Origin of the sequence: Methylopila capsulata (genome assembly GCF_016907975.1) — a bacterium.
GTDB classification, from domain to species: domain Bacteria; phylum Pseudomonadota; class Alphaproteobacteria; order Rhizobiales; family Methylopilaceae; genus Methylopila; species Methylopila capsulata.
This window is the reverse complement of sequence record NZ_JAFBCY010000003.1, coordinates 32,117-56,477: the sequence shown is the minus strand read 5'-3', so window position 1 is coordinate 56,477 and position 24,361 is coordinate 32,117. Positions and strand designations below refer to the sequence as shown.

At 69.6% G+C, this 24,361-nt stretch carries 21 protein-coding genes and 1 tRNA gene; 16 read left to right on the top strand and 6 right to left on the bottom strand.

Features of this window, described 5'->3' with window-relative positions:
- The first annotated feature begins 196 nt into the window (after nt 1–196).
- The 5 genes from JOD31_RS11500 to JOD31_RS11480 all read left to right on the top strand — a co-directional run bounded on the left by JOD31_RS11500 (nt 197) and on the right by JOD31_RS11480 (nt 4,329).
- Nucleotides 197–1,015 carry a penicillin-binding transpeptidase domain-containing protein gene (locus tag JOD31_RS11500; RefSeq protein WP_204950504.1) on the top strand — a complete coding sequence of 273 codons (819 nt, stop codon included), beginning with the start codon at nt 197–199 and terminating at the stop codon, nt 1,013–1,015.
- A 69-nt stretch (nt 1,016–1,084) separates the two neighbouring features.
- On the top strand, nt 1,085–1,405 hold the full coding sequence (locus JOD31_RS11495) for an XdhC family protein (protein ID WP_204950503.1): 321 nt from the start codon (nt 1,085–1,087) through the stop codon (nt 1,403–1,405).
- Between the two features lies 1 nt (nt 1,406).
- Nucleotides 1,407–2,039, top strand: coding sequence for a LysE family translocator (locus JOD31_RS11490; protein WP_204950502.1), 633 nt, complete (start codon nt 1,407–1,409; stop codon nt 2,037–2,039).
- A complete protein-coding gene (locus JOD31_RS11485) occupies nt 2,036–2,722 on the top strand; it encodes an XdhC family protein (protein ID WP_204950501.1) in 687 nt (228 codons plus the stop codon). Before JOD31_RS11490 ends, JOD31_RS11485 begins: the two co-directional genes overlap by 4 nt.
- Nucleotides 2,719–4,329: an NTP transferase domain-containing protein gene (locus tag JOD31_RS11480; RefSeq protein WP_204950500.1), complete on the top strand. Its 1,611-nt coding sequence runs from the start codon at nt 2,719–2,721 to the stop codon at nt 4,327–4,329. Before JOD31_RS11485 ends, JOD31_RS11480 begins: the two co-directional genes overlap by 4 nt.
- Nucleotides 4,330–4,339: 10 nt before the next feature.
- Here JOD31_RS11480 and JOD31_RS11475 read toward each other — a convergent pair whose 3' ends face one another.
- Nucleotides 4,340–4,513: a DUF2256 domain-containing protein gene (locus JOD31_RS11475; RefSeq protein WP_204950499.1), complete on the bottom strand. Its 174-nt coding sequence runs from the start codon at nt 4,511–4,513 to the stop codon at nt 4,340–4,342.
- Between the two features lie 80 nt (nt 4,514–4,593).
- Between JOD31_RS11475 and JOD31_RS11470 the strand changes: the two genes are divergently transcribed.
- Nucleotides 4,594–5,328, top strand: coding sequence for an SDR family NAD(P)-dependent oxidoreductase (locus tag JOD31_RS11470; protein ID WP_204950498.1), 735 nt, complete (start codon nt 4,594–4,596; stop codon nt 5,326–5,328).
- A 4-nt stretch (nt 5,329–5,332) separates the two neighbouring features.
- Here the strand turns inward: JOD31_RS11470 and JOD31_RS11465 are convergent, their stop codons facing one another.
- Genes JOD31_RS11465 through JOD31_RS11455 form a run of 3 tightly spaced genes read right to left on the bottom strand, consistent with a single transcriptional unit; the run spans nt 5,333 to nt 8,239 of the window.
- Nucleotides 5,333–6,838 (bottom strand): tripartite tricarboxylate transporter permease, encoded by a 1,506-nt coding sequence (locus tag JOD31_RS11465; RefSeq protein WP_204950497.1) that lies wholly within the window; start codon nt 6,836–6,838, stop codon nt 5,333–5,335.
- Between the two features lie 10 nt (nt 6,839–6,848).
- On the bottom strand, nt 6,849–7,328 hold the full coding sequence (locus JOD31_RS11460; protein WP_204950496.1) for a tripartite tricarboxylate transporter TctB family protein: 480 nt from the start codon (nt 7,326–7,328) through the stop codon (nt 6,849–6,851).
- A complete protein-coding gene (locus tag JOD31_RS11455) occupies nt 7,325–8,239 on the bottom strand; it encodes a Bug family tripartite tricarboxylate transporter substrate binding protein (RefSeq protein WP_204951385.1) in 915 nt (304 codons plus the stop codon). The genes JOD31_RS11460 and JOD31_RS11455 overlap by 4 nt, the downstream gene beginning before the upstream one ends.
- Nucleotides 8,240–8,480: 241 nt before the next feature.
- Here JOD31_RS11455 and gor point away from each other — a divergent pair, with 241 nt between their 5' ends.
- The 4 genes from gor (at nt 8,481) to JOD31_RS11435 (ending at nt 13,324) form a co-directional block, all read left to right on the top strand.
- Entirely contained in the window at nt 8,481–9,842 is a 1,362-nt protein-coding gene (gene gor / locus JOD31_RS11450) for a glutathione-disulfide reductase (RefSeq protein ID WP_204950495.1), read from the top strand.
- Nucleotides 9,843–10,083: 241 nt separating this feature from the next.
- Complete coding sequence (locus JOD31_RS11445; RefSeq protein WP_204950494.1) at nt 10,084–11,544, top strand: MFS transporter; 1,461 nt, start codon at nt 10,084–10,086, stop codon at nt 11,542–11,544.
- A gap of 137 nt (nt 11,545–11,681) precedes the next feature.
- Nucleotides 11,682–13,067 carry a class II 3-deoxy-7-phosphoheptulonate synthase gene (locus JOD31_RS11440; RefSeq protein WP_204950493.1) on the top strand — a complete coding sequence of 462 codons (1,386 nt, stop codon included), beginning with the start codon at nt 11,682–11,684 and terminating at the stop codon, nt 13,065–13,067.
- A 180-nt stretch (nt 13,068–13,247) separates the two neighbouring features.
- A tRNA-Asp gene (locus JOD31_RS11435) sits at nt 13,248–13,324 on the top strand.
- A 129-nt stretch (nt 13,325–13,453) separates the two neighbouring features.
- On the opposite strand, the gene JOD31_RS11430 is transcribed toward JOD31_RS11435, so the two are convergent.
- Entirely contained in the window at nt 13,454–14,365 is a 912-nt protein-coding gene (locus tag JOD31_RS11430) for a response regulator transcription factor (RefSeq protein WP_204950492.1), read from the bottom strand.
- Complete coding sequence (locus JOD31_RS11425; protein ID WP_204950491.1) at nt 14,358–17,729, bottom strand: ATP-binding protein; 3,372 nt, start codon at nt 17,727–17,729, stop codon at nt 14,358–14,360. The genes JOD31_RS11430 and JOD31_RS11425 overlap by 8 nt, the downstream gene beginning before the upstream one ends.
- Before the next feature lie 267 nt (nt 17,730–17,996).
- On the opposite strand from JOD31_RS11425, the gene urtA reads away from it, so the two are divergent.
- From urtA to fmdA, 6 genes are all read left to right on the top strand, one after another.
- Entirely contained in the window at nt 17,997–19,259 is a 1,263-nt protein-coding gene (urtA, locus tag JOD31_RS11420) for an urea ABC transporter substrate-binding protein (protein WP_204950490.1), read from the top strand.
- Nucleotides 19,260–19,438: 179 nt separating this feature from the next.
- Nucleotides 19,439–20,365, top strand: a complete 927-nt coding sequence (gene urtB / locus JOD31_RS11415) for an urea ABC transporter permease subunit UrtB (RefSeq protein WP_204950489.1) — start codon at nt 19,439–19,441, stop codon at nt 20,363–20,365.
- A gap of 14 nt (nt 20,366–20,379) precedes the next feature.
- Nucleotides 20,380–21,525, top strand: a complete 1,146-nt coding sequence (gene urtC, locus JOD31_RS11410) for an urea ABC transporter permease subunit UrtC (RefSeq protein ID WP_204950488.1) — start codon at nt 20,380–20,382, stop codon at nt 21,523–21,525.
- A gap of 10 nt (nt 21,526–21,535) precedes the next feature.
- Nucleotides 21,536–22,294: an urea ABC transporter ATP-binding protein UrtD gene (gene urtD / locus JOD31_RS11405; RefSeq protein WP_204950487.1), complete on the top strand. Its 759-nt coding sequence runs from the start codon at nt 21,536–21,538 to the stop codon at nt 22,292–22,294.
- An 11-nt stretch (nt 22,295–22,305) separates the two neighbouring features.
- Nucleotides 22,306–22,995 carry an urea ABC transporter ATP-binding subunit UrtE gene (gene urtE, locus JOD31_RS11400; RefSeq protein WP_204950486.1) on the top strand — a complete coding sequence of 230 codons (690 nt, stop codon included), beginning with the start codon at nt 22,306–22,308 and terminating at the stop codon, nt 22,993–22,995.
- A gap of 59 nt (nt 22,996–23,054) precedes the next feature.
- Nucleotides 23,055–24,284, top strand: a complete 1,230-nt coding sequence (gene fmdA, locus JOD31_RS11395) for a formamidase (RefSeq protein ID WP_204950485.1) — start codon at nt 23,055–23,057, stop codon at nt 24,282–24,284.
- The last annotated feature ends 77 nt before the right edge of the window (nt 24,285–24,361 follow it).

Genomic DNA, 24,361 nt, shown 5'->3' with positions numbered 1-24,361 from the left:
GGCGTCGTATGCAGCGTGGGCGTATTGCGCCCCGCTTCGCAGCGAAACGCTCTGGGCGGGGCTGAATCGGGACGTTATCGTCGCCGCTCGACGATGTGGATCGGGTGATCGGACGATGCGGGTGGCGCGGATCGGCGGCCACAGCAAGATGCGGGCGCCGGGCTGCGCCCGTTCGGCAGGGGGCGACTTACTGAGCATGGCGTATCGCTCGACGTTGATCATCGCCTTGGCCCTCGCGAGCGCCCCGCTCGCAGGGCAGGCGCAGGAGGCGCCGCAGGGCCCTGCGTCCGATTTCGCCGCCGCCTACGCGCGGGCCTTCGCCGGCGTCGACGCCTGCGTCACGCTGCGCGACGTGGCTCCCGGCGCCGAGCCGCGCACCTCCGACGCGCAGGTCTGCGCCGATCGGCTTCCGCCCTGCGCGACCTTCGACGTGCCCGTCACCGTGATCGCGCTCGACCGCGGCCTCGCGCCCGACGCCAACACGCCAATCCGTCGCGAGGGCATGCCGCCCGAGCAGGGCGTGACGCTCAAGGATGCGTTCCGAACGCCGGTGCCCTGGGTCTACGAGGAGATCGCCCGGCGGATCGGACCGGACGCCTTCGGCAGGTCGCTCTCGGCGCTGCGCTACGGCGCGCCGGACGTCGCGACCCCGATCGAACGGATGGCGTTGGGCGAAAGCCCGGGCGGGCCGCGCATCAGCCCGGTCGAGCAGGTGGATTTCCTCGCCCGCCTCAAGCGGGGAGAGCTGCCGACGTCGGCGGAGTCTCAGGCGCGGACGGTCGAGGTGATCCCCTACGATTCGATCCCGGACGGCCTGGTCGCCTGGAAAACGGGCGCGTGCGGCCCGGCTGACGGGGCGAAGACAGCTTGGGCGGTGGGCTGGGTCGACCGCGGCCGCCGCACCACGGTCTTCGCGGCCGTCGAGAAGGGCGGCGACGACGTCACGGGCCTCGACGCCAAACGTCGGATGCGGGCCCTGCTGGAGGATCTCGCTCTGACGCCGAAGACGGAGTAGCGCCGGCGTCTCGCAAGCCGGCGCAGGGCGCGCTATCTGAATGGCTCTGAGGTACTGAAAGGCTTCCCCATGACCCCCGGCGCCGACCTGCTGTCGATCGCGGAGGAGTGGGCGCGCGCCGGCCGCGGCGTCGCGCTCGCAACCGTCGTCGAAACCTGGGGCTCCGCGCCGCGCCCCGTCGGCAGCCATCTGGTCATCGACGGCGACGGCCGCTTCGAAGGCTCCGTCTCCGGCGGCTGCGTGGAGGGCGCCGTGGTCGCGGAGGCGGCCGAGGTCATCGCCGACGGCGCGCCGCGGATGCTGGAGTTCGGGGTGGCGGACGAGACCGCATGGCGCGTCGGACTGTCCTGCGGCGGCCGCATCCGTGTCTTCGTGGAGAAGGTCGCCTGACATGCCGCCGCTCGAGACGCTGCTCGCCTTCGCCGTCGCGACGGCGCTTTTCGCCTACTTTCCCGGCCCTGCGCTGCTCTACACGGCCGCCCAGACGCTGGCGCGGGGCCGGCGCGCCGGCTTCATGGCGGCCTTCGGCATCCACATCGGCTGCTACGCCCACGTCATCGCCGCCGCGGCGGGCCTGTCGACCGTGTTCCGGCACGTGCCGGAAGCCTATCTCGCGCTGAAGTTCGCCGGCGCGGCCTATCTGATCTGGCTCGGGATCGGCATGTTCCGCCGGCCGAAGGAGGCGACCGACGCGACGCCCGCCGCCGCGCCGAAGTCCGGCCGCCGCGCCTTCCTCGACAGCGTGCTGGTCGAGCTGCTGAACCCCAAGGTCGCGATCTTCTTCATCGCCTTCCTACCGCAGTTCGTCGATCCCTCCGCCGCCTTCCCGCTGTGGGCGCAGTTCCTGATCCTTGGAACGATCGTGAATCTGACCTTCTCCTCGGCCGACGTCGTCACCGTGCTCGCGGCGTCGTTCGTCGTGGGCAAGATGAAGCGGTCCGGAGGCGGCGGGCGGGCGGTGCGGTGGCTCGCGGGATCCCTGCTCGTCGGCCTCGGCGTCAAGCTCGCGGCGGCCAAGGCATGAGGCTCGAGCTTCTCGCCGAGCTCAACGCGGCGCGCGCCTCCCGCCGCGCAGCCGTGGTCGTCACCGAGCTTCCCGGCGGCGCCCAGCGGCTTGTGCGGGACCCCGCGGGCGATCCGCTCGAGGCGGAGATCCGCGCGGCGCTCCGCTCCGGCCGGAGCGGCGTCGTCGAGGCGCACGGCGCGCGCTGGTTTCTGACCGCCCACGTTCCCGCCCCGCGCATGGTCGTCACCGGCGCGGTCCACATCTCGCAGGCGCTGGCGCCGATGGCGGCGGCGGTCGGCTTCGCCGTGGCGATCGTCGACCCGCGCACCGCCTTCGCGACCTCCGAGCGCTTCCCGGGCGTGGACCTCAGGGCGGAGTGGCCGGACGTCGTGCTGCCCGGGCTGGCGCTCGACCCGTTCACCGCCTTCGCGGCGTTGACCCATGACCCGAAGATCGATGACCCCGCGCTGAAGGCCGCGCTCGACGCCGGCTGCTTCTACGTGGGCGCGCTTGGCTCCCGGAAGACCCACGCGGCGCGGCGGGACCGTCTCGCCGCGGCCGGCGCGTCCGAGGAAGCACTCGACCGCGTGCGGGCGCCGATTGGCTTGTCCATCGGCGCGGCCAGTCCCGCGGAGATCGCAGTCGCGATCCTCGCCGAAGTCGTCGCGGCGCTACGCCGTCCCGAGGAGCGCCGGGCGTGAAGTTCGGTTCTGTCGCTGTCGAGAAGGCCGTCGGCTCGGTCGCCGCGCACGCGATCCGCGCCGACGGTTTCGTGCTCAAGAAGGGCGCGGTGGTGACCCTCGCCGACGTGGCGGAACTCAGTCGAGCGGGCGTCAGCGAGATCGTGGTGGCGGCGCTCGGGACCGACGACGTGCCCGAGAACGAGGCGGCTCATCGGATCGCGCGGGCGCTGGTGGGCGAGGGGGTGCGCGTCGACGCGCCGTTCACCGGCCGCGCCAACCTGTTCGCCGAACGCGCGGGCGTGCTCGTGGTGGACCGCGCCGGCGTCGACGCGCTCAACCGGATCGACGAGGACGTCACCTTCGCGACCCTGGCCGAGCACGCCGCCGTCGCAGCCGACGCCATGGTCGCGACCGTCAAGATCATCCCGTTCGCGCTCGACGAGGCCGTGGTCGCCCGCGCGGAGGGCGCCGCGCGGGCGCGGGGGCCGCTCGTCCGGCTGGCGCCCTTCGCGCTTAGCCGCGTGGGCGTGGTCTCGACGCTGCTGCCCGGCCTCGCGCCCAAAGTCGTCGACAAGACCATCGCCACGCTGGAGCGCCGGCTTGCGCCCGCGGGCGCGCGCGTTGTCGCTGAACTTCGCGTGCCCCACGACGAAGCGAGCCTCGCCCGCGCGCTCGTCGAGCTGTCGCGCTTTCAGCCCGAGCTGGTGATCGTGTTCGGAGCCTCCGCCATCACCGACCGCCGCGACGTGGTGCCGGTGGCGATCGAGACCATCGGCGGGGCGGTCGACCGGCTCGGCATGCCGGTCGATCCGGGCAACCTGCTGCTGCTTGGCCGGATCGGCGAAGCGCCGGTGATCGGCGCGCCGGGCTGCGCCCGAAGCCCGAAGGAGAACGGCTTCGACTGGGTGCTGAACCGCCTGCTCGCGGGCCTCGCCGTCAGCGGCGACGACCTGACGGGCATGGGCGTCGGCGGCCTGCTGATGGAGATCGTCTCCCGCCCGCAGCCGCGCGCCATCCGCGAGGAGGGCCGGGCGAAGATCGCAGGTCTCGTGCTCGCGGCGGGGCGCTCGAGCCGCATGGGCGGCCCGAACAAGCTGCTCGAGGTGGTCGAAGGCCGCGCGCTCGTGCGCCACGCGGTCGAGGCGGCGGTGGGCGCTAAGCTGTCGGAGGTTGTGGTCGTGGTCGGTCACCAGCGCGCCGAGGTCGAGCGCGCGCTCTCGGGCCTTCCCGTGCGCTTCGTCGAAAACCCGGCCTTCGCGGACGGCCTGTCGACCTCTCTCAAGGCCGGGCTCTCGGCGCTCGCGCCCGGCGTCGACGGCGCGCTCGTCATGCTGGGCGACATGCCGCGGGTGTCGTCGGCCCTCGTCGCGCAGCTCGCCAAGGCGTTCGATCCCGCGGCGGGGGCGCACGTCGTGCTGCCCGTGCGCGCGGGAAAGCGAGGCAACCCGGTGCTGTGGGGCCGACGCTTCTTCGACGAGCTTCAGGCGGTCGAGGGCGACGTCGGCGGCCGGCACCTGCTCGGAACGAATGTCGAGGCGGTGCGCGAGGTCGAGGTCGAGGACGCCGGCGTGCTGCTCGACGTCGACACGCCCGAGGCGCTGAGCGCGCTCAGGGCGGGCGGCTGAAGTCCGCAGGTCAGCCGAGCGCTTTCACGCCGCCCTTCGCGCTCGCTCCCGTCCTCCGGCAGCGCTCTGAGCAGTAGCGCACCGCCTCCCAGTCCTTCGCCCACTTCTTCCGCCAGGCGAATGGGCGCTCGCAGGCCGCGCAGGTCTTGGTCGGCAGGTCGGATTTCGCGACGCCCTTGGGCACAGGCGGATCTCCCTCGTTTGAACCGCGCAGTCGTGGGTCTCGTAACGACCGGGGCGACACCTCGGACCTTAGGAGACGGCATGACGGACAGGACGCTCATCTACGGCGGCGCGGGCGGCGTCGGATCGGCGCTCGCGCGGGCGCTTCATGGGCGAGGGGTCGCGCTGCATCTCGCGGGCCGTGACGAGGGCAAGCTCGCGGCGCTGGCCGCAGAGCTCGGCGCGACCTTCACGGCGGGGGACGTGCTGGATGACGAGACCTTCGGGCGCGCGACCGTGGAGGCGGCCGGCGAGGGCGCGCTGGGCGGGCTGGCCTACGCCGTCGGCACCATCAACCTGAAGCCGCTGGCCAAGCTCACGACCGACGACTTCGTAACCGACTTCCGCCTGAACGCGCTGGGCGCGGCGAAGGCTGTGCAGGCGGCGCTCTCCGCGTTGAAGCGCGCCACGGGGACGCCGGCCGTGCTGCTGTTCTCCACCGTCGCGGCCCAGCAGGGCTTCGCCAACCACGCCTCGGTCGCGATGGCGAAGGGGGCGGTCGAGGGCCTCGTCCGGGCGCTCGGCGCGGAGCTTGCGCCCAAGATCCGCGTCAACGCGGTGGCGCCTTCGCTCACCGAGACGCCGCTCGCCGCGCCCCTGACCGGGTCGGACCAGATGTCCGCCGCCATCGCCGCGATGCACGCCCTGCCGCGGCTCGGCCGGCCGGAGGACGTCGCGGCGCTCGGCGCCTTCCTGCTGTCGGAGGAGGCCTCCTGGATCACCGGCCAGGTGTTCGGCGTCGACGGCGGCCGTTCGACGCTCCGCACCAAGGGCTGAGGCGTCAGTCGTCCTCGCCGAAGGTGATGCCCTTTTCGCGGGTCTTCAGCACGATCGGCAGGATCACCGCGAGCGCCGCGATCGTCAGCAGCACGGCGGAGATGGGCGAGGTGATCAGCACGCTCCAGTCGTTCTGGCTGATGGCGAGCGCGCGGCGGAGCTGCACTTCGGCCATGGGCCCGAGGATGAGGCCGATCACGACCGGCGCGATGGGATAGCCGAACACGCGCAGGCCGAAGCCCAGCAGGCCGAGCGCCAGAAGAGAGCCCAGCTCGAACAGCGAGGGGTTTGCGCCCAGCGTCCCGAGAGTCGCGAACACCAGGATGCCGCCGTAGAGCCACGGCCGCGGGATCGAGAGCAGCCGCACCCACAGCCCGATCAGCGGCAGGTTGAGGATCAGCAACAGCGCGTTCGCCACGAACAGGCTGGCGATCAGGCCCCAGACGAGGTCGGGCTTGGCCGCGAACAGCAGCGGGCCGGGGTTCAGGCCGTACTGCTGGAAGCCCGCCAGCATGATGGCGGCGGTGGCGGAGGTCGGCAGGCCGAGCGTCAGCAGCGGCACGAGCGTGCCGGCGGCGGAGGCGTTGTTCGCGGCCTCCGGCCCCGCCACGCCCTCGATCGCGCCCTTGCCGAACTCCTCCGGGTGCTTGGTCAGCCGCCGCTCCGTGGCGTAGCTGAGGAAGGTGGGGATCTCGGCGCCGCCCGCCGGCATGGCGCCGATGGGGAAGCCGAAGGCCGTGCCGCGCAGCCACGGCTTCCACGAGCGCGCCCAGTCCTCGCGCGTCATCCAGAGCGAGCCCTTGATCGGCTCGATGGTCTCGTCGGCCGCGCCCTTGCGCGAGACCACGAACAGCGTCTCGCCGATGGCGAACAGCGCGACGGCCGCGGTCGTCACCTCGACGCCGTCGAGCAGGTCCGGCACGCCGAAGTCGAGCCGCGCCTGGCCGGACATCAGGTCGATGCCGACGAGGCCGAGCGCGAGGCCGAGGAACAGGCTGGTGAGCCCCCTCAGCGCCGAGTCGCCGAAGGCTGCGGACACAGTCGCGAAGGCGAGGATCATCAGCGAGAAGTAGTCCGCCGGCCAGAACGCCAGCGCCACGCTGACGACGTAAGGCGCGAGCAGCGCGAGGCCGAGCGTCGCGATGGCGCCGGCGACGAAGGAGCCGATGGCGGCGGTCGCGAGCGCCGGCCCGCCGCGACCCGAGCGGGCCATCAGGTTGCCTTCGAGGGCAGTGACGATCGACGAGCTTTCGCCGGGCGTGTTGAGCAGGATCGACGAGGTCGAGCCGCCGTACATGCCGCCGTAGTAGATGCCGGCGAACATGATCAGCGAGCCTGCCGGGTCGAGCTTGAAGGTGACGGGCAGCAGCAGCGCGACGGTGAGCGCCGGCCCGATGCCGGGGAGCACGCCGACGGCGGTGCCGAGCGTCACGCCGATCAGGCAGAAAGCCAAGTTCATGGGCTGCAACGCGACCGCGAGGCCGCCGGCGAGCGAGACGAAGGCGTCCATCGGTCGCTCCTCAGACCAGCTTTTCGAGCGGACCCGCCGGCAGCGTGAGCGCCAGGGCCTTGGTGAATATCACGTAGAGCACGAACGACAGCGCGGCCCCGATCGGGATCGTCAGCCACAGCGGGCCGCGCCCGAAGCCGCGGGCCGTCATGCCGAACAGCACCCCGGTCGCGATCGAGAAGCCTGCGAACGACAGCAGCGCGATCTGGCCGACGAGGCCGCCGATCACCCAGAGCGCCGGCCCCATCTCCACCGGCGCGGTCTCGACGGCCTTGCCCTTGAGCGCGACGACGAGGTTCGCGAGCCCGAGCAGCGCGAGGCCGATCGCGATCGCCCACGGAAACGCCCGCGGGCCGATGCCGGGGCCGAAGGTGCGCACCGTGCCCAGGCGGATCGCGTCCGCCGCCACGATCCCCGCCACCGCGATCAGCGCGACCGCGACGACGATCGCCCCGAGCTTGCGGCCGGAGCCTTCCTGCGGGGCGCTCACTCCGCCAGCCCGATGTCGCGCAGCACGATGTGCGCCTTGGCGATGTCCTCCTTGAGCTCCGCCGTGAAGGCGTCGCCCGCGAGATAGGTGTCGGTCCAGCCCTTGGTCTTCAACGTGTCCTGCCAGGTCTTGGTCTTCGCCATGTCGTCGATGGCCTTGAGGATCTCGGCCTTGCCCTCGGGCGTCAGCCCCGGCGGGCCGGCGACCATGCGCCAGTTCTGCACCTCCACGTCGACGCCGCTCTCCTTCATGGTGGGCGCGTCGATGCCCGGCACGCGCTCCGGCGCCGTGATCGCGAGCACGCGGAGCTTGCCGGACTTCACCTGCGCGTCGAACTCGCCGTAGCTTGAGACGCCGACCGTGGTCTGGCCGCCGAGCACGGCCGCGAGCGACTCGCCGCCGCCGGAAAACGGGATGTAGTTGACCTTGGTGGGGTCGACGCCGACCGCCTTGGCGATGAGGCCGGCCGCGATGTGGTCCGTGCCGCCGGCCGAGCCTCCGCCCCAGGACACTGATCCCGGATCCGCTTTCAGCTTCGCGATCACCTCGCCGATCGTCTTGATGGGCGAGTCGGTCGCCACCACGATCGCCTCGTACTCGCCGGTGAGGCGGGCGAGCGGGGTGACCGCGTCGAGCGTCACCGGCGCGTCGTTCATGATGATCGCGCCCACCATCACGTAGCCGCCGACGATGAGCTGGTGCGGATCGCCCTTGGCGCGGTTCGCGAACTGCGCGAGGCCGATGGTGCCGCCGGCGCCCGGCACGTTCTCGACCTGGACGGAGCCCGCGATCTTCTCGCCCTGCATCGCCTGCTGCATGGCGCGGGCGGTCTGGTCCCAGCCGCCGCCGGGGGAGGCGGGGGCGATGATCTTGAGGTTCGCGGCGAGGGCGGAGCCGCCGGTCGCGACCATGACGAGGACTGCGGCGGCTCCAAACAGGCGGCGAGGCGAAACGGGCATCTGCGTCTCCGGGCGAGGCGTCTTGCTTCGGCCGATGGGCTTCGCGCCGCGACCGTTCGTCGCGAACGTTGCAATCGCGGAGCTGTGATGTCGAGCTTGAAGTTGTCGCTCGTCCACCCGCTTCCCATCTTGCCCGGTCCCGAGCATCCGCCTATTGCGGCGGGGCGGCGACGAGCGGGCAGGGAGCACTGCGATGGCGGACTACGACGTCGATCTCTTCGTGATCGGAGCTGGATCGGGCGGCGTGCGCGCGGCGAGGATCGCGGCCGGTTACGGGGCGAGGGTCGCGATCGCCGAGGAGTACCGCATCGGCGGCACCTGCGTGGTCCGCGGCTGCGTGCCGAAGAAGCTCTACGTCTACGCCAGCCGCTTCGCCGACGAATTCGAGGACGCCGCGGGCTTCGGCTGGAGCGTCCCTGAACCCACCTTCTCATGGGAGCGGCTCGTCGCCGCCAAGGAGGCCGAGGTCACCCGGCTGTCGGGGATCTATGAGGCGAATCTGCTGAAGGCGGGCGTCGCGATCCACAAGCAGCGCGCCGTCGTCACGGGCGATCACGCCGTGCGGCTCGCGGACGGAACCGAGGTGACGGCGGGCGTCATCCTGATCGCCGCCGGCGGCGGCGCGACCCGCGGCGACTTCCCCGGTGCGGAGTTAACGATTTCGTCCAGCGAAGCCTTCGATCTTCCTGAATTTCCGAGAAGAATCGTGGTTAATGGTGGCGGCTACATAGCGATCGAGTTCGCCGGAATTTTCGCGGGTCTCGGCGTGGACGTGACGCTCATTCATCGCGGCGACAAGCTGTTGCGCGGGTTTGATGAGGATGTGCGCGACGAAGTCGCCGAGGGCCTGAAGAAGCGCGGCGTGACGCTGCTGCTGGAGGACGAGATCGCCGAGGTCGCCGCCGTCGACGGCGCGAAGCGCGTCACGACCAAGGCCGGAGTCACGCTCGACGTGGACCAGGTGATGCTCGCGATCGGCCGCGCGCCGTTGACCGTCGATCTCGGCCTTGACGCCACGCGCGTGATGCGCGACCGCCACGGCGCGATCATGGTGGACGCCTCGTCCTGCACCAACGTGCCTTCGATCTACGCCGTGGGCGACGTCACCGATCGTCTCAACCTGACCCCCGTCGCGATCCGGGAGGGCCACGCCTTCGCGGACACCGTGTTCGGACACAAGCCGACGGCGGTCGACTACACGAACGTGGCGACGGCGGTCTTCGCGACGCCGGAGGTCGGGGTAGTCGGCCTGACCGAAGCGCAGGCGCGCGAGAAGTTCGGAGAGGTCGACATCTACAAGACGCGGTTCCGCGCCATGAAGGCGACGCTCTCGGGCCGCGACGAGAAGGTGCTGATGAAGATCGTGGTGGACGCGGCCACCGACCGCGTGCTCGGCGTCCACGTCGTGGGCGAGGCGGCCGCCGAGATGATCCAGCTCGCGGCGGTCGCCGTGAAGATGGGCGCGACCAAGGCCGATTTCGACGACACCGTCGCGCTGCATCCGAGCGCCGCCGAAGAACTCGTGACGCTCCGCACCAAGTGGACGCCGTCGTGAGCGGTCTTTCGGGCGGCGCTATCCCTCCCCTGTCCCAGGGGAGGGTGGACGGCGAAGCCGGCCGGGTGGGGTGGGCCGCAGCATGGAGTTCGACGCCTGTCCGATACGGGCCCCCTGCAAGGGCCAACGCCGCAAGAACAGCGTTGGCGTCCCCACCCGACCCCGCTCGGCGACCGGGGCCACTCTCCCCACGCCTGACGGCGCGAGGAGGGTTTCCCGCGCTCGCTCGTGACCGCGCCTGATGGACGGCTCGCGCCCCCCGGCTGACGTTCCGATCGACGACCGTCGCCGCCGGCAGATCATTGTCGGCGTGCTGACGGCGATGCTGCTCGCAGCCCTCGACCAGACCATCGTCGCGCCGGCCATGACGACCATCGGCGAGACGCTCGGCCACGCCGAGTACCTGCCCTGGGTCGTGTCGGCCTATCTCGTCACGGCGACCGCCGTCACCCCGCTCTACGGCAAGCTCGCGGACGTCTATGGCCGCCACCCCGTCATCATCGCCGCCGTCTCCATCTTCATGGCGGCGTCCGTCGTGTGCGCGCTGGCGCCCAATCTTCCCGTGCTGATCGCCGGCCGCGCCCTGCAAGGCCTGGGCGGCGGCGGGCTGATGGCGCTCGCCCAGACCGTGATCGGCGACATCGTGCCGCCGAAGCAGCGCGGCAATTACGCCGCCTACATCTCCGGCATGTGGGCGGTGTCCGGCGTCGCGGGGCCGATCGTCGGCGGCGCCTTCGCCGAGCACCTGCACTGGTCGCTGATCTTCTGGGTCAACATTCCGCTTGGCCTCGCGGCGCTGTTCGTCATGAACGCGCCGCTGCGCGACCTGCCGTTCCGGCCGAAGTCGCACCGGCTCGACGTGGCGGGCGCGGGTCTCGTGGTGGCCGCGACGTCTCTCGCCATGCTCGCGCTCTCCATCGGGCGCACCAGCGGCGACTGGTCGTCTCCGGCCGTGCTCGGCCTCGCCGCGGCGGCGGCCGTCGGCGCCGTGCTGTTCGCGGTCCGGCTCTGGACCTTCGCCGAGCCGCTGATTCCGCTGGGCGTGCTGAAGGACCCGGTGGTCGCCTTCGGCGTGGCGACCGTGTTCTTCGGCGTCCTCGGCCATCTCGGCCTCTCGACGCTGGTCCCGATCTACTTCGAGACCATCGCCGGCTTCCGCCCGGACATTGCCGCCCTCGGCCTTGTGGGTCTCGCGATCGGCACCGTGCTCGGCGCCATGACGGCCGCGCGCTTCCTCGTGAAGGCCCGCCGCTACAAGGCCCCGGCGATGGCCGGCCTCTCGCTCGCGATCGTCATGCTGGCCGCGCTCGCCGCCACCCTCGACCTTCGGTCGTTCTGGCTGTCGGAGGCGCTGCTCTGCGTCTACGGCTTCGGCGTCGGCACCATGTTCCCGACCACGACCGTCAGCGTCCAGAACGCGGTGGGCCGCCACGACCTGGGCGCCGCGACCGCGCTGCTCGCCTTCATGCGCTCGCTCGGCTCGGCGGCCGGCGTCGCGATCCTCGGCGCGGCGGTGCTGGGCGCGGGGCTTGGGCCGGAAGAGGGCGGGGCCGCCGCGCGCGGAGTCGCGATCGACCCGGCGAACTTCCGCATCGCGTTCTTCATCGCGATCGGCACGACCGCGGTCGCGCTCGCCTGTCTCGTGGCCATGCCCCGGCGGCCGCTGCGGGACACGCTGGACCCGGTCTCCGTCGAAAGCTGAAGGCCGGCCTGCGCGCACCGCAGGTGGTCTAAACGCCGGGGGGGTGCTAGAAGCCCGCCGCACGAGCGGCCATATGACGCGCGGACGACCGAAGGCGGTCGCCGGCCGGGCCGCTTCCGGCACGTGGAGTGAAGACAATGTCCGAGCGTTGGACCCCCTCGACCTGGCGTGACATGCCCATCGTCCAGGCCCCGACCTATCCCGACGCGGCCGCGCTGACGGCGGTGGAGAGCCAGCTCGCGACCTTTCCCCCGCTCGTGTTCGCCGGCGAGGCGCGGAAGCTGAAGCGGCAGCTCGCCAAGGTCGCGAAGGGCGAGGCCTTCCTCCTGCAGGGCGGCGACTGCGCCGAGAGCTTCGCCGAGCATTCGGCCGACAACATCCGCGATTTCTTCCGCGTGCTGCTGCAGATGGCGGTGGTGCTGACCTACGCCGCCGCCTCGCCGGTGGTGAAGGTCGGCCGCATCGCGGGCCAGTTCGCCAAGCCCCGCTCGTCGCCGACCGAGGTCGTCGACGGCGTCGAGCTGCCGATCTATCGCGGCGACATCATCAACGGAACCGACGCGACGCCGGAGTCGCGCATCCCCGACCCGCGCCGCCAGCTCGAGGCCTACCGCCAGTCGGCGGCGACGCTGAACCTGCTGCGCGCGTTCGCGAACGGCGGCTACGCCAACCTCGACTTCGTGCACCAGTGGATGCTGGGCTTCGTGAAGGAGAGCCCCCAGTCCAGCCGCTACCGCGAAGTGGCGGACCGGATCGCGGAGTCGCTCGACTTCATGCGCGCCTGCGGCATCGACCCGGAGTCGCATCCTGAGCTGCGCACGACCGACTTCTTCACGAGCCACGAGGCGCTGCTGCTCGGCTACGAGCAGGCGCTGACCCGCGTCGACAGCACCACCGGCGACTGGTACGCGACCTCCGGCCACATGATCTGGATCGGCGACCGCACCCGCCAGCTCGACCATGCCCATGTGGAGTACTTCCGCGGCATCAAGAACCCGATCGGCCTGAAGTGCGGCCCCTCGCTGAAGCCGGACGAGCTGATGCGGCTGATCGAGGCGCTGGACCCCGACAACGAGCCCGGCCGACTGACGCTGATCGCCCGCTTCGGCCACGACAAGGTGTTCGACCACCTGCCGGGGCTGGTGCGCGCGACCAAGACGGAAGGCCGCAACGTGGTGTGGTCGTGCGATCCCATGCACGGCAACACCATCAAGGCCGCGTCGGGCTACAAGACCCGGCCGTTCGACCGCATCCTCGCAGAGGTGAAGGCGTTCTTCGACGTGCATCGCGCCGAGGGCTCCTACGCCGGCGGCATCCACATCGAGATGACCGGCAAGAACGTGACGGAGTGCACGGGCGGCGCCCGCGCCATCTCCGACGCGGACCTGCACTCGCGCTACCACACACACTGCGACCCGCGGCTCAACGCCGAGCAGGCGATCGAGCTGGCCTTCCTGGTGGCGGAGCAGCTCAAGACGGAGCGACTCGCCCGCGGGCCACGGCAGGTGGCCGCAGCGGAATGAGACCGAAGGGCCCGGCCGACGCCGGGCCCTTTTTCGTTGGGCCTAAGCCCCGACGCGAGGGCTGCGGAAACCACGCTGACCTTTTCCCCAGCCCTGACGTGAAACCGCTCCGGGGCTGCTTGACAGCCTCGGCGGGGTCCCGTACCAACCGCGTCACTTGATCGGGGCGCGCCCCGATTTGGGGGTGTAGCTCAGTCGGTTAGAGCGCCGGCCTGTCACGCCGGAGGCCGCGGGTTCGAGTCCCGTCACTCCCGCCAAGTATTTTTCCAGCAGCTGTGACAGGGCTCTGGACGCCGGCTTCGAGATTGCCGGACGCGTGGTCTGCGCTTCGACCGCCCCCGTTTTTCCAAGACGTTTCGCGCGGTCTTCCCGCCGCGGCCCGCGTGTCAGCCCAGCGTGCGGACGGCGATCGCTGCCGCGCCGGCGCGGTTCTCCACGCCGAGCTTCACGTAGATCTGCTCGAGGTGCTTGTTCACCGTGCGCGGGCTCATGCCGAGAATCTCGGCGATGTCGCGGTTGGCCTTGCCGCGCGCGATCCAGAGCAGCACCTCGGCCTCGCGCGCCGTAAGGCCGAGCTTCGCGCGCAGCGTCGGCCACTCGCCCGACGGCGCCTCCTCGGTCACCCGCAACAGCGTCTCGCCCCGCTCTGTGCGCCCGACGAAGGCGAGCGTGAGCTGGGCCGGGCCGTCCCCGGCGAGAGGCGCCGAGGGCTGTTCGGTGCGGCCGGCGACGCGCGCAGCGAGCCAGGCCCGCACCGGCTCCGGCAGATCGAACGTATCCTGGTCGAATCCCGAGAAGGCGCGGGCGAGCAGCCGCCCCGCCTGCGGCGTCGCCCAGCGCAGCCGGCCGTCTTCGCCCGCAGCCAGCAGATAGCGTCCCGTGGTGTCGAGCGCCGCCCGGGCGCTGCTGGAGAGCCGCGCGTTGCCGATGTGGACGCGGATGCGCGCCATCATCTCGTCCAGCGCCACGGGCTTGGCGACGTAGTCGACGCCGCCCGCCTCCAGGCCCTGGACGATGTGGCCGGTCTCGCGCAGGCCGGTCATGAAGATCACCGGGACATGCGCCATGTCCGGCCGCCGCTTCAGGCGTCGGCAGGCCTCGAAGCCGTCCATCTCCGGCATTACCGCGTCCATCAGCACGACATCGGGCGTCACGCGGTCGACCACCCGCAGGGCCTCCGCGCCTCCCGGCGCGACCAGCACCGTCCAGGAGGCGCGCTCGAGCGCTTCGGTGAGCATCCCGAGCGTCTCCGGGCTGTCGTCGACGACCAGCACGACGATGGGCGCGCCCTCAGCCATCGGCGGTCTCCTCCGGCGCACGGGTCCCGAGCAGCGCCATGTAGCCGTTCATGTCGAACGCCCGAAGCCGCTCCCGCGCCTCGGCGACGAAGGGCGCGACCCCGGGCTCGACCTGCTCGAGCTCCGCCAGCTTCGCCTCGATCCCACGGACGTAGCCCATCTCGCCGAGCCTCCGCAGATCGCCCACATGCCGGGGACCGGGCAGTTCGGGCTTCGCCCGCGCCGGGGGCGCGGCCGGAGGCGGCGCGTCGTAGACGAAGACGAGGTCGAGCAGCGTCTCGACCTGGCGAAGCAGGGCGCCGAGGTCGCAGGGCTTCGGAAGGGCGCCGTCGTGGTCCGGCGTTTCGACCGCTTTCAACGCGAAGTCCCCGATGTTCGCCGACATCATCAGGATCGGCGCCACATGCCCGGTCTCGCGCAGCCTGCGCGCGACGTCCCAGCCCGACATTCCGGGCATCGAGACGTCGAGCAGGAACAGGTCCGGCCGGCATTCGTCGACCAGCGTCAGGGCCGCCACGCCGTCGGGGGCGGCGATCACATTGAAGCCGATCGGCTCCAGCGCCTCGCGCATCAGCTCGCGGTGGTCGCCGTCGTCGTCGATCACCAGCACCAGCTTGCGCGGACCCTCGTAGCCCACCGCGCGCGCCTGCGGGGCGGGGGAGGGGCGCGGCGCGGCCACCTGGGAGAGCATCAGCTTCACCCGGAAGGTGCTGCCGGCGCCCTCGACGCTCTCGAGCGTCAGGTCGCCGCCCATGATCTCGACCAGCAGCTTCGTAATCGTGAGCCCGAGCCCCATCCCGGGCTGGAGCTTGGCGCGCGTCGCCTCGCCCCGCTCGAAGGGCTCGAAGATCCGCTCGCGGTCGGAGACCCGGATGCCGGCCCCCGTGTCGGTGACCGTGAACTCCGCGATCTGGCTGCGGTAGGAGACCCGCAGCGCGACATGGCCCGCGTCGGTGAACTTCACGGCGTTCGACAGCAGATTGATCAGGATCTGCCGCACGCGCTTCTCGTCGCAGCGCACCACCGCCGGCAGCCGCTCGGCGCCGTCGAACCGGAACTCGAGCCCCTTGGCGTTGGCCTGGAGGCGGAACATGTCGGCGAGCTGGTCGAGGAAGTCGCGGGTGCGGACCTCGTTGCGGGCGAGCTCCAGTCGGCCGGCCTCGACCTTGGAGATGTCGAGCAGGCCGTCGATCAGGCCGGAAAGGTGCTCGGCCGAGCGGCGGATCACCCGCACGCCCTTCTGGCCGCGGGGCGGCAGCGTTTCGTCGGCGTCGAGCAGCTGGGCGTAGCCCATGACGGCGTTGAGCGGCGTCCGGAGCTCGTGGCTGATGCCCACCACATAGCGGCTCTTCGCGACGTTCGCGGCCTCCGCCACCTCCTTCGCCCGCTGGAGCGCGGCGTCGGTGCGCTTGTGGGCCTCGATCTCCTTCATCAGGAGCGCCGTCTGCCGGCCCGATTCGTCCTGCGCGATCTCCCGGCTCTCATGCGCCAGCACGAACAGCCAGGCGGCGATGCCGGCGATCATCATCAGGATGAGGAAGACGGCGGAGAGCGCGCCGCCGATCACGGTGGTCTGCTCGGGCGCTTCGGCCGCCGCCTGGACGTAGACGATGAGCAGCACCAGCGTGAGCGCGCCGCCCAGCAACGTCATCACGCCGACGTAGTGCCCCGCGCGCGAATTCAGGCCTCCGACCGCCCAGGCGGGAAGCACGGCGGTCAAGGCGCCCACCACCTGGCTGGAGAGGCGGGCGTGCGGCTTGCAGCCGTCGCGGCAGCGCGCGTCGAGCGAGCAGCAGAGCGAGCAGATCGGGCCGGAGTAGACCGGGCAGTGCGCCATGTCCTCGGACTCGAAGCCGTGCTCGCAAATCGAGCAGCGCAGCGTCGGCTGGAGGCGCCAGTGCGCCCGCGGCTTTCGGGCAAGATAGAACTTGCCGCGGGTCGCGGCGGCGATCAGGGGCGCCGTCACGAAGGCGACGCCGAGCGCGACGAAAGGGGCGAGCGCCTTGGCGGTGAGGCCGCAGGCGCCGGAATAGGCGAGGAATGCGGCGAGGGTCGCGAGCGTCATGGCGCCGACGCCGACCGGGTTCACGTCGTAGAGGTGCGCGCGCTTGAACTCGATCCGCGGCGGCGACAGGCCGAGCGGCTTGTTCACGGCGAGATCGGCCACCAGCGCGCCGACCCATGCGACGGCGACGATCGAGTAGAGCCCGAGCGTGTGCTCAAGCGTCTTGTAGATGCCCGCCTCCATCAGGATGAGGGCGATCGCCACGTTGAACACCAGCCAGACGATTCGTCCGGGATGGGCGTGCGTCAGCCGCGAGAAGAAGTTCGACCAGGCGATCGAGCCGGCGTAGGCGTTGGTCACGTTGATCTTGAGCTGCGACAGCACGACGAAGACGCCGGTGAGCGCCAGCGCGAACTGCGGCGACGAGGTCACGTAGCCGAAGGCGACGTCGTACATCTGGGTCGGCTCGCTCGCGCGCTCGGCCGGGACGCCGTGGTTGAGCGCGAGCACGGCCAGAAACGAGCCCAGCAGGAGCTTGAGGGCGCCGGGCACGATCCAGCCGGCGCCGGAGGCGAGCAGCGACGACCACCACGCCAGCCGGTTTTCCCGAGTCTTCGCAGGCATGAACCGCAGGATGTCGACCTGCTCGCCGATCTGGGCGATCAGCGCGAACACCACCGAGCTCGCCGCGCCGAAGGCGATCAGGTTCAGCGCTCCGCCGTTCGGGCTCGTCCCCTGGAACGCCGTCCAGTCGGCGAAGGCCGAGGTGTCCTGAAAGGCGATGAACACGATCGGGGTCAGATGCAGCACGAGCCAGATCGGCTGGGTCCAGAGCTGGAAGCGGCTGATCCAGTTGATGCCGTGCGTGACGATCGGCAGCACGACGAGCGCGCTGATGACGTAGCCCAGCGCCAGCGGCACCCCGAGGCAGAGCTCCAGCGCGAGCGCCATGATCACGGCTTCGATCGCGAACAGCAGGAAGGTGAAGGAGGCGTAGATCAGCGACGTCACGGTCGAGCCGACGTAGCCGAAGCCGGCGCCGCGGGTGAGGAGGTCGATGTCGACGCCGTCGCGGGCGGCGTAATAGGCGATGGGAAGCCCGGTCAGCAGCAGCAGCACGCTGACGACCAGCGTCGCGACGACCGCGTTGTCGAAGCCGTAGCTCAGCGTGATGGCGCCCCCGATCGCCTCGAGCGCGAGGAAGGACACGGCCCCGAGCGCGGTGTTGCCGACGCGCACGGACGACCAGCGGCGCGCGCTCTTCGCGGTGAAGCGGAGCGCGTAATCCTCGAGCGTCTCGTCGGCGACCCATTGGTTGTATTGGCGCCGCGCAGGCACGATGCGCTGCCGCCCGGTCATGCCGTCCGCCTGGGGCCGATGGCCATGTCGCTTGTGCATCCCCTCGTCGCCGGGCCCAGGCCGACGTCCGAACGTGGCATGCAAGAAATTGGCCGTCCTGATCAAGTCCCAATCACGGGAGCGGCGGACAAGCGTCGTGCAGCCTAGGGCCGGCGGCGGCGCGACCGACATACGTCAACCGACGTATATGCTGCGCTGCGGAACAAACCGCAGTCTCTCCGGCATTCGGGGGCTCGCCGACGAGCCGGGTGACTGACGGAGACGCTGATGTCGCGCGACGACAAGACGGGATTTCATTCGCCGCTCCGCCGCAAGCTCTTGATGGGCATGGCGGCGGCGCCTTTCGCCGGGATGATGCCGAAGACGGCGTTCGCGCAGACGCCGGCGACGGCCGCGGTCAACACCACCGGCCTCGCGGTGACGGACACCGAGGTGACGGTCGGCATCCTGCATTCCGCCACCGGCACGATGGCGATTTCCGAGACCGGCTCGATCCAGGCCGAGAAGCTCGCGATCGCGCAGATCAACGAGATGGGCGGCGTGCTCGGCCGCAAGATCAAGTTCATCCAGGAAGACGGCGCGTCCGACTGGCCGACCTTCGCCGAGAAGGCCAAGAAGCTGCTCGTGCAGGACAAGGTCGCGGCCATCATGGGCTGCTGGACCTCCGCCTCCCGCAAGGCCGTGCTGCCGGTGATCGAGCAGTACAACGGCATGCTGTACTACCCGACGTTCTACGAAGGCCTCGAGCAGTCGAAGAACGTCATCTACACCGGCCAGGAAGCCACCCAGCAGATCCTCGAGTCGATCAACTGGGTCGTGAAGGAGAAGGGCGCCAAGACCTTCTACTTCATCGGTTCGGACTACATCTGGCCGCGCACGTCGAACAAGATCGCGCGCAAGCACATCGAGAATCACCTGACGGGCACCAAGGTCGTCGGCGAGGAGTACTTCCCGCTCGGCCACACCCAGTTCAACTCGGTCATCAACAAGCTCAAGCTGACCAAGCCGGACGTGATCTTCACCGACGTGGTCGGCGGGTCGAACGTGGCGTTCTACAAGCAGCTGAAGGCCGCCGGCATCAACCTCGAGAAGCAGACCCTGATCACGATCTCGGTCACCGAGGACGAGATCGACGGCATCGGCGGCGACAACATCGCCGGCGCCTACTCGTGCATGAAGTACTTCCAGTCGCTCGACAACCCGAACAACAAGGAGTTCGTCGCGGCGTTCAAGAAGATGTGGGGCGAGAAGACCGTCATCGGCGACGTGACGCAGGCCGCCTATCTCGGCCCGTGGATCTGGAAGATGACCGTCGAGAAGGCGGGCTCCTTCGACGTCGACAAGATCGCCGTGGCCTCTGAGGGCATCGAGTTCACCAAGGCGCCGGAAGGCTACGTCAAGGTCCACGCGAACCACCACCTCTGGTCCAAGACCCGCATCGGCCTCGCCCAGAAGGACGGCCAGTTCAAGGTGGTCTACGAGAGCCCCGAGCTGATCGAGCCGAACCCCTTCCCGAAGGGCTACCAGTGAGGTTGCGGGGCGCGGCCTGACGGTCTGCGCTCCCGCTTCCCTCAAACGCGGCGTCGTCCTCCGGCTCGACCGGAGGACCCACGCCGGGCGTGGCGATCCAGGCCCGACATGGATGGTCCGGTCAAGCCGGACCATGACGCCCGTTTCCTTGAAGATGCGTCCGGAAGCGGAGAAAGCTCATGCTCGGCGACTACTCTCTTGGCGATCTCGGCGCGATCTTCGCGATGCAGGGCTTCGCCGGCCTGATCCTGTTTTCCGTCTACGTTCTTATGGCTCTCGGCCTTGCGATCATCTTTGGGCAGATGGGCGTGATCAACATGGCCCACGGCGAGTTCATGATCCTCGGGGCCTACGTCACCTACTTCTGCTCGGAGTTCTTCCAGGCGCAGCTGCCGTCGCTGTTCCCGGCCTACTTCTTCGTGGCCATGGCGCTCGCGTTCGTCGCGTCCGGGGCGCTCGGAATGCTGGTGGAGTGGACGCTGATCAAACGGCTCTACAAGCGTCCGCTGGACACGCTGCTCGCGACCTGGGGCCTCAGCCTCATTCTTCAGCAGACCTACCGGTCCGTTTTCGGCCCGCGCGAGGTCGGCGTGGTGCTGCCGGACTGGCTGCTCGGCTCGCTTCCGGTGACGGACGTCATCGAGGTGCCGATCAACGGCGTCTTCGTCATGTGCCTGACGACGCTGATCACGGTCACGGTGGCGCTGCTCATGTACAAGTCGCGCTGGGGACAGCAGGTCCGCGCGGTCGTGCAGAACCGGGTCATGGCCGGCGCCGTCGGCATCGACACCGAGAAGGTCGATCGCCTGACCTTCGGCCTCGGCTGCGGCATCGCGGGCGTCGCGGGCTCCGCCTTCACGATGATCGGCTCGACCGGCCCGACCTCCGGCCAGCTCTACATCGTCGACACCTTCCTGATCGTCGTCTTCGGCGGCGCGACCAGCCTGCTCGGCACTATCGCTTCGGCCTTCTCGATCTCGCAGACGCAGTCGACCCTCGAATTCTTCCTTTCGGGCTCGATGGCCAAGGTCATCACGCTGCTGACCGTCGTCGCCATCCTGATGCTGCGGCCGCAGGGCCTCTTCACCCTCAAAGTCCGGCGCTGAGGAGCGACACCCAGATGAAGACCGCGCCCTCCTTCCTCAACCGCCGGGACATGCTCGCCCTGGCGGTCGTCGCAGCCCTCCTGCTCATCGTCTTTCCCGCCCTGCTCGACGGGTTCCGGTTGAACCTCGTCGGCAAGTACCTGACCTACGCCTTCGTGGCGGTCGGCCTGGTGCTGTGCTGGGGCTACGGCGGCATCCTGTCGCTCGGCCAGGGCGTGTTCTTCGCGCTCGGCGGCTACGGCATGGCGATGTACCTCAAGCTCGAGGCCTCGTCGGTCGAGAACACCAAGATCCAGTCCACGCCCGGCATCCCGGACTTCATGGACTGGAACCAGATCACCGAGCTTCCGTACTTCTGGCAGCCGTTCCACTCGCTGCCGCTGACGATCCTGCTGATCATCCTGGTGCCGGCGTTCTTCGCCTTCGTGATCGGCTCGGCGATGTTCAAGCGCCGCGTGTCGGGCGTGTACTTCGCGATCATCACCCAGGCGATCGCGGCGATCGCGACCATCCTGATCATCGGGCAGCAGGGCTACACCGGCGGCGTCAACGGCATCACCGACCTGCGCACGCTGCACGGCTGGGACATTCGCACCGACAGCGCGAAGTTCATCCTCTACTTCGTGAACGTCGTTCTCCTGCTGAGCGTGGTCGGCCTCGCGCTGTTCGTCCGCGCTTCGAAGCTCGGCCGCATCCTGGTGGCGATGCGCGAGAAGGAGGACCGCGTACGGTTCTCCGGCTACTCCGTCGCCAACTTCCAGATCTTCGTGTTCTGCCTCGCCGGCGTGTTCGCGGCGCTCGGCGGCGCGATGTTCACCCTGCAGGTCGGCTTCATGTCGCCCTCGCTGGTCGGCATCGTGCCCTCGATCGAGATGGTGATCTTCACCGCCGTCGGCGGGCGGATGTCGCTGTTCGGCGCGATCTACGGGACGCTCGCGGTCAACTTCGCCAAGACCAGCCTGTCCGAGAGCTTCCCGGAGCTCTGGCTGCTCGGCCTCGGCGGCCTGTTCATCGCGGTGGTGCTCGCCTTCCCGAACGGCCTCGCGGGCATCTGGAACGACTACGTCCAGCCGCCGATCGACCGGGCTCTGAAGCTGCGCCCTAAGCACCAGGGCGACGACGTCGCCAAGCAGGCGGCCTCCACCGCCCCCGCCGAGTGAGGACCGCCCCGTGACCACCATCGGAACCCCTCCCAAGGACTACCTGCTCGCGGTCGAGGCCCTCACCGTCTCCTTCGACGGCTTCAAGGCGGTGAACGACCTGTCGTTCTACGTGGACGAGAACGAGATCCGCGTGATCATCGGCCCCAATGGGGCCGGCAAGACCACGGTGCTCGACCTCATCTGCGGGAAGACCAAGGCGACCGCCGGCTCCATCCGCTTCCGCGGGGCGGAGCTCACCAAGATGAGCGAGAGCCAGATCGTGCTCTCGGGCGTCGGCCGCAAGTTCCAGACGCCGTCGATTTACGACGACCTGACTATCTTCGAGAACCTCGAGATCTCCTACCCGAAGGGCCGCTCGGTCTGGGGCGCGCTGACCTTCAAGCGCGACCAGGCGGTGCGGGACCGGGTGGAGGAGGTCTCCGAGATCATCTTCCTCAAGGACAAGCTGCACGAGCGCGCGGCGTTCCTGAGCCACGGCCAGAAGCAGTGGCTCGAAATCGGCATGCTGCTGATCCAGGACCCGGAGCTGCTGATGCTGGACGAGCCGGTCGCCGGCATGAGCGTGAGCGAGCGCATCAAGACCGCCGAGCTGCTCAACACCATCATCAAGAACCGCTCGGTGCTCGTCATCGAGCACGACATGAAGTTCGTCGAAGACATCGCGCACAAGGTGACGGTGCTCCACCAGGGCAAGATCCTTTCGGAAGGGTCCATGCAGAAGGTGAAGACCGATCCCAAGGTCGTCGAAGTCTATCTCGGCCATTGAGGAGCGAAGCGATGCTGGACGTCGAATCCCTGCGCGTCGCCTACGGCCAGAGCGAAGTGCTCCATGGCATGAACTTCAAGGTCGCGCCGAACGAGATCGTCGCGATCATGGGCCGCAACGGCATGGGCAAGACCACGCTGATGAAGGCCATGATGGGCATCCTCCCGACCACGGCGGGCTCGATCCGGCTCGGCGGCGAGGACATCAACGGCCTCAAGAGCCACCAGCGGGTGAAGAAGGGCGTCGCCTACGTGCCGCAGGGCCGCATGGTGTTCTCCACCATGACGGTGAAGGAGAACATCGAGACCGGCCTCGTCGCCTCCGGCGACCGCAAGGTGCCCGACGACATCTACGAGCTGTTCCCCGTGCTGCTGGAGATGAAGGGGCGCCGCGCCGGCAACCTCTCCGGCGGCCAGCAGCAGCAGCTCGCCATCGCCCGCGCGCTCGCCACCAAGCCGAAGGTGCTGCTGCTGGACGAGCCGACCGAGGGCATCCAGCCGTCGATCATCCGCGAGATGGCCCGCACGCTCCGCCGCATCCGCGACGACCGCGGCCTGTCGATCGTGGTCTCCGAACAGGTGCTGAGCTTCGCCCTCGACGTCGCCGACCGGGTGCTGGTCGTCGAGAACGGCGAGATCGTCCACGACGCCCAGCGCGCGGACGTCGATGAGGCTCAGGTGTCCAAGTACCTGTCGGTGTAAGCCGCGCCAGACCGCGCCTTGCGCACGCCACGCACAAACTGAAAAAGGGGAGCTGCCAGATGACCGAAACGCTGATCAAGGTCGACCTGACCCAGTCGGCCTACGATAACGACATGGTGCACAACCGCTGGCACCCGGACATCCCGATCGTGGCCTGGGTGAAGCCCGGCGACGACTTCCTGATCGAGACCTACGACTGGACCGGCGGCTTCGTCAAAAACAACGACGACGCCTCGGACGTGCGCGACATCGACCTCTCGATCGTCCACTTCCTGTCGGGCCCGATCGGCGTCGAGGGCGCGGAGCCGGGCGACCTGCTGGTCGTCGACCTGCTCGACATCGGCGCCAAGGCCGAGAGCCAGTGGGGCTTCAACGGCTTCTTCTCGAAGAACAACGGCGGCGGTTTCCTGACCGACCACTACCCCTCGGCGCAGAAGTCGATCTGGGACTTCGAGGGCATGTTCACCAAGTCGCGCCACATCCCCGGCGTGCGCTTCCCCGGCCTGATCCATCCCGGCCTGATCGGCTGCCTGCCGGATCCGAAGCTGCTCAAGACATGGAACGACCGTGAGATCCCGTTCGTCGAGAAGCACAAGGACCGCGTGCCGGCGGTCGGCACCGTGCCGTTCGCGCCGACCGCGCACATGGGCCGGCTGACCGGCGACGCGAAGGCCGCGGCCGCGGCCGAAGCCGTGCGCACCGTTCCGCCGCGTGAGCATGGCGGCAACTGCGACATCAAGGATCTGTCGCGCGGCTCCAAGATCTACTTCCCCGTCTACGTGCCGGGCGGCGGCCTCTCGATGGGCGACCTGCATTTCAGCCAGGGCGACGGCGAGATCACCTTCTGCGGCGCGATCGAGATGGCCGGCTGGCTGCATCTCAAGGTCGACGTCATCAAGGACGGCATGTCGAAGTACGGGATCAAGAACCCGATCTTCAAGCCGTCGGTGATCACCCCGAAGTACGACGACTACCTGATCTTCGAGGGCATCTCGGTCGACGAGTACGGCGAGCAGCACTACCTCGACGTCGGCGTCGCCTACCGCCAGGCCTGCCTCAACGCCATCGAGTATCTGAAGAAGTTCGGCTACTCCGGCGCACAGGCCTACTCGATCCTCGGCACCGCCCCGGTGCAGGGCCACATCTCGGGCGTCGTCGACATCCCGAACGCCTGCGCCACGCTGTGGCTGCCGACCAAGATCTTCGAGTTCGACATCAACCCGACCGCGGCCGGCCCGGTGAAGTTCATCGACGGCTCGATCCAGATGCCGATCGCGCCGGACCTCTGAACGGCGGTTTCAGCGCTGCGGCCGAGGAAGCAGCCGTCATCCCGGCCGTAGCGCAAGCTGCGAGCCGGGATCGTTTC

Bases quoted from the DNA above. Each gene is read 5' to 3' on its own strand.
- JOD31_RS11470 (WP_204950498.1), top strand. From the start codon at position 4,594: ATGACGGACAGGACGCTCATCTACGGCGGCGCGGGCGGCGTCGGATCG.
- urtA (WP_204950490.1), top strand. From the start codon at position 17,997: ATGTCGCGCGACGACAAGACGGGATTTCATTCGCCGCTCCGCCGCAAG.
- JOD31_RS11490 (WP_204950502.1), top strand. From the start codon at position 1,407: ATGCCGCCGCTCGAGACGCTGCTCGCCTTCGCCGTCGCGACGGCGCTT.
- fmdA (WP_204950485.1), top strand. From the start codon at position 23,055: ATGACCGAAACGCTGATCAAGGTCGACCTGACCCAGTCGGCCTACGAT.
- JOD31_RS11425 (WP_204950491.1), bottom strand. From the start codon at position 17,729: ATGACCGGGCGGCAGCGCATCGTGCCTGCGCGGCGCCAATACAACCAA.
- JOD31_RS11495 (WP_204950503.1), top strand. From the start codon at position 1,085: ATGACCCCCGGCGCCGACCTGCTGTCGATCGCGGAGGAGTGGGCGCGC.
- JOD31_RS11440 (WP_204950493.1), top strand. From the start codon at position 11,682: ATGTCCGAGCGTTGGACCCCCTCGACCTGGCGTGACATGCCCATCGTC.
- JOD31_RS11430 (WP_204950492.1), bottom strand. From the start codon at position 14,365: ATGGCTGAGGGCGCGCCCATCGTCGTGCTGGTCGTCGACGACAGCCCG.
- JOD31_RS11465 (WP_204950497.1), bottom strand. From the start codon at position 6,838: ATGGACGCCTTCGTCTCGCTCGCCGGCGGCCTCGCGGTCGCGTTGCAG.
- gor (WP_204950495.1), top strand. From the start codon at position 8,481: ATGGCGGACTACGACGTCGATCTCTTCGTGATCGGAGCTGGATCGGGC.
- urtB (WP_204950489.1), top strand. From the start codon at position 19,439: ATGCTCGGCGACTACTCTCTTGGCGATCTCGGCGCGATCTTCGCGATG.
- JOD31_RS11445 (WP_204950494.1), top strand. From the start codon at position 10,084: ATGGACGGCTCGCGCCCCCCGGCTGACGTTCCGATCGACGACCGTCGC.
- JOD31_RS11500 (WP_204950504.1), top strand. From the start codon at position 197: ATGGCGTATCGCTCGACGTTGATCATCGCCTTGGCCCTCGCGAGCGCC.
- JOD31_RS11455 (WP_204951385.1), bottom strand. From the start codon at position 8,239: ATGGTCGCGACCGGCGGCTCCGCCCTCGCCGCGAACCTCAAGATCATC.
- urtE (WP_204950486.1), top strand. From the start codon at position 22,306: ATGCTGGACGTCGAATCCCTGCGCGTCGCCTACGGCCAGAGCGAAGTG.
- JOD31_RS11485 (WP_204950501.1), top strand. From the start codon at position 2,036: ATGAGGCTCGAGCTTCTCGCCGAGCTCAACGCGGCGCGCGCCTCCCGC.
- urtC (WP_204950488.1), top strand. From the start codon at position 20,380: ATGAAGACCGCGCCCTCCTTCCTCAACCGCCGGGACATGCTCGCCCTG.